This is a genomic window from Roseomonas genomospecies 6, assembly GCF_008365375.1.
GTDB lineage: Bacteria > Pseudomonadota > Alphaproteobacteria > Azospirillales > Azospirillaceae > Azospirillum.
On the sequence record NZ_QOKW01000067.1, the window covers coordinates 1 to 2,672 of the forward strand.

Annotated in this window: 2 protein-coding genes and 1 pseudogene; all 3 read left to right on the forward strand. The window is 67.4% G+C overall.

Annotated elements, in window-relative coordinates:
• The coding region (locus DS843_RS30700; protein ID WP_149472598.1) for a formyl-CoA transferase at positions 1-860 on the forward strand (860 nt) is incomplete at its 5' end.
• Between the two features lie 250 nt (positions 861-1,110).
• Complete coding sequence (sucC, locus tag DS843_RS30705) at positions 1,111-2,307, forward strand: ADP-forming succinate--CoA ligase subunit beta (protein ID WP_149472599.1); 1,197 nt, start codon at positions 1,111-1,113, stop codon at positions 2,305-2,307.
• A 1-nt stretch (position 2,308) separates the two neighbouring features.
• Positions 2,309-2,672 (forward strand): annotated as a pseudogene (locus DS843_RS30710) (succinate--CoA ligase subunit alpha); the annotation flags it as partial.

The following is a 2,672-nucleotide window of genomic DNA, read 5'->3' on the forward strand; positions in this document are numbered from 1 at the left end:
ACGTCGCCCAGTGCGCCGGCGGCTCGGCCTCGACCACCGGCTTCGACGACGGCCCGCCGATGGTCACCGGCGCCCAGATCGGCGACAGCGGCACCGGCCTGCATCTGGCGCTGGGCATCGTCACCGCACTCTATCAGCGCACCCAGACCGGGCGCGGCCAGAAGGTGCTGGCGGCCATGCAGGACGCCGTGCTCAACCTCTGCCGCGTCAAGCTGCGCGACCAGCAGCGCCTGGAGCGCGGCCCGCTGAAGGAATACCCGCAGTATCCCAACGGCGAGTTCGGCGACACCGTGCCGCGCGCCGGCAACGCCTCGGGCGGCGGCCAGCCGGGCTGGATCTTGAAGTGCAAGGGCTGGGAGAGCGATCCCAATGCCTACATCTACTTCATCGCCCAGGCGCCGGTCTGGGGCAAGATCTGCCAGGTCATCGGCAAGCCGGAATGGGTCACCGACCCCGACTACGCGACGCCCGCGGCGCGCCTGCCGCGCCTGAAGGACATCTTCGCGACGGTCGAAGAGTGGACCATGACCAAGACGAAGTTCGAGGTCATGGAGATCCTCAACAAGTACGACATCCCCTGCGGCCCCATCCTGTCGATGAAGGAGCTGGCGGAGGACCAGTCGCTGCGCGAGACCGGCACCATTGTGGAGGTCGATCACCCGACGCGCGGCACGTACCTGTCGGTCGGCAACCCGATCAAGCTGTCGGACAGCCCCACCGAGGTCACCCGCTCGCCGCTGCTGGGCGAGCACACCGACGAGATCCTGCGCGAGGTGCTGGGCTTCGACGAGCGCCGCATCGCCGAGGTCCGGGGCAGCGGCGCACTGGGGATGGTTGTTCCCCGTATGGCCGCCGAGTAACGATCTCCGGGTAACGACCGCCGTGGCGAGGGCGTTCCGATAGGACGCCCGCTCCATCGCAAGGCCGGACCGCCGATGCGCGACGCACTGAAAAGATCGGGCGTGGTCGCGGGCGTCCGGCGAGCCAACGGCTCACACCGCCATTCTTCTTCGGATTCAGCACAGGACGCGGGGTGCCGGCGCGGGAGGCGTCGGCGCCGATGCCGGCCTGCGCCCCGGACCCTTCAATTTTAAACCTTCGAAGACAACCATGAACATCCATGAGTATCAGGCCAAGGGCCTGCTGAAGACGTACGGCGTCGCGGTTCCCCGCGGCGGCGTCGCGTTCTCGCCGGAAGAGGCCGAAACCGTCGCCCGCGAACTGGGCGGCCCGGTGTGGGTCGTGAAGTCGCAGATCCACGCGGGTGGCCGCGGCGCCGGCCGCTTCAAGGACAACCCCGAGGGCAAGGGCGGCGTCCGCGTCGTCAAGTCCATCGAAGAGGTCGGCAAGAACGCCGGCGAGATGCTCAACCACGTCCTGGTGACCAAGCAGACCGGTCCGGACGGCCGCGAGGTCAAGCGCCTCTACGTCGAGGAAGGCGCCGACATCAAGCGCGAGCTGTATCTCGGCATGCTGGTGGACCGCGCGTCGGGCCGCATCACCATCATCGCCTCCACCGAAGGCGGCATGGAGATCGAGGAGGTCGCCCACAACACGCCGGAGAAGATCGTCAAGGTCGCCATCGACCCGGCCACCGGCATCCAGGGCTACCACACCCGCAAGGTCGCCTTCGCGCTGGGCCTGGAAGGCAAGCAGGTGGGAGCGGCGGCGAAGTTCCTGACCGCCATGTACCGCGCCTTCACCGAACTCGATTGCTCCATCGTCGAGATCAACCCGCTGATCGTCACCGGCGCTGGTGAAATCCTGGCGCTCGACGCCAAGATGAGCTTCGACGACAACGCGCTGTTCCGCCACAAGACCGTGGCCGAACTGCGCGACGAGGCCGAGGAGGACCCGACCGAGGTCGAGGCCGCCAAGCACGACCTCAATTACGTCAAGCTGGACGGCAACATCGGCTGCATGGTCAACGGCGCCGGTCTGGCGATGGCGACCATGGACATCATCAAGCTGTACGGCGGCGAGCCGGCCAACTTCCTCGACGTCGGCGGCGGCGCCACGAAGGAGCGCGTCACCGCGGCCTTCAAGCTGATCCTCTCCGACCCCAACGTCGAAGGCATCCTGGTCAACATCTTCGGCGGCATCATGCGCTGCGACGTCATCGCCGAAGGCGTCGTCGCAGCCGCCCGCGAGGTGCACCTGCACGTTCCGCTGGTCGTCCGCCTGGAAGGCACGAACGTCGAGCTGGGCAAGAAGATCCTTGCTGAGTCCGGTCTGCCGATCCTGTCGGCCGACAACCTCGCCGATGCCGCCGAGAAGGTGGTCAAGGCCGTGAAGGAGGCCGCGTAAGATGGCTGTTCTCGTCGATAAGAACACGAAGGTGATCTGCCAGGGCTTCACCGGAGCCCAGGGCACCTTCCATTCCGAGCAGGCGATCGCCTACGGCACCAAGATGGTCGGCGGCGTCACCCCGGGCAAGGGCGGCACCAAGCACCTCGACCTGCCGGTCTTCGACACGGTGGCCGACGCGGTCGAGAAGACCGGCGCCAACGCGTCGGTGATCTACGTGCCGCCGCCGTTCGCGGCGGACGCCATCCTGGAGGCGATCGACGCCGAGATCCCGCTGGTGGTGTGCATCACCGAGGGCATTCCGGTGCTCGACATGGTGCGGGTCAAGCGCGCGCTGGGCAACTCCAAGACGCGGCTGATCGGGC